At 60.7% G+C, this 715-nt stretch carries 1 protein-coding gene; it reads right to left on the reverse strand.

Annotated elements, in window-relative coordinates; all coding sequences use genetic code 11:
• Positions 1-623, reverse strand: a 623-nt coding sequence (locus A5745_RS07005) for an AMP-binding protein (protein ID WP_254848509.1), incomplete at its 3' end; no start/stop codon positions are given.
• Between the last annotated feature and the right edge of the window lie 92 nt (positions 624-715).

Below are 715 nucleotides of genomic sequence, written 5' to 3' on the forward strand. Positions count from 1 at the left end.
CCCGCGCCCGCGACATAGAACTCACCAAGCACCCCCACCGGAACCGGAGACAACCCCGCATCAAGCACAAACACCCGCATATTGCCCAACGGCACACCAATCGGCGACGGTTTGTGTCCGGCGTGCTCGGTTTTCAGCTCCAAATACGTTAAATGCACAGTGGTTTCGGTAGTGCCGTACATGTTGATCAAGGCCGGCGCGTGCGGGCGTTCATCCGGATACCAGCCTCGCAGTCGCGATGTATCCAATGCCTCCCCGGCGAACACCACCATTCGCAAAGCGGAACTCTTTGCGGTAGAAGGGCATTCGTGCTCCGCGCGCATCAGCTCGTAAAATGCCGACGGAGTATGGCTGAGTACCGTAATACGCTTCCGAAGCAGTAGTTGCCACATTTTCAGCGGCGACCGCACCGTATCCCATGGCACCACCACGACCCGTGCGCCGTGCAGCAGCGCTCCCCACAACTCCCACACCGAGACGTCGAACGCCGGTGAATGGCACCAAGCCCAGACATCGGTGGGTGGGAAACCGATCCACTTCTTAAGGCCCGCAAACAACGCCACCACGTTGCGGTGGGTGATGGCGACGGCTTTGGGGCGTCCGGTGGAGCCCGAGGTGTACATGATGTAGGCGAGGTTGTCCGGTGTGGGCAGGTGGTGTGCGCCGGGGAGGCATTGGATACATCGCGACTGCGAGGCTGGTATCCGGATGAACG

Source organism: Mycobacterium sp. IS-2888 (assembly GCF_001954215.1).
Classification (GTDB): Bacteria; Actinomycetota; Actinomycetes; order Mycobacteriales; family Mycobacteriaceae; genus Mycobacterium.